1 protein-coding gene is annotated in these 248 nt (G+C 27.8%); it reads right to left on the bottom strand.

The window, feature by feature from the left end; all coding sequences use genetic code 11:
* Positions 1 to 248: hypothetical protein (locus tag P9217_RS30305; RefSeq protein WP_278088342.1), on the bottom strand; the 248-nt coding region annotated here is incomplete at both ends.

Here is a 248-nt window from a genome sequence, read left to right as displayed (position 1 = left end):
GTAATGGATGCACTGTACAATTTAATACTTCTAATGCCTTTTGATCTTTTATATAAGATAATCCTGCTAATTTCCATTTAGCAATTAGTTCATCATTTATACCTCTATTATTCAACCAAGCTCTTTCTAAGTCACTTATATTTAAGTTAGCTTCAAGTATTAGCTCTGTTAATAAATCAATATCAGTTGCGTTATAAACAATATCCTCTGCATTTTGGTTTAAATATTTATTCTCTACTTCGATATAC

The organism is Mesorhizobium sp. WSM4989 (assembly GCF_029625795.1).
Lineage (GTDB): Bacteria > Pseudomonadota > Alphaproteobacteria > Rhizobiales > Rhizobiaceae > Mesorhizobium.
The sequence above is the reverse complement of the archived record's forward strand: the minus strand, read 5'-3'. Positions and strand labels throughout refer to the sequence as shown.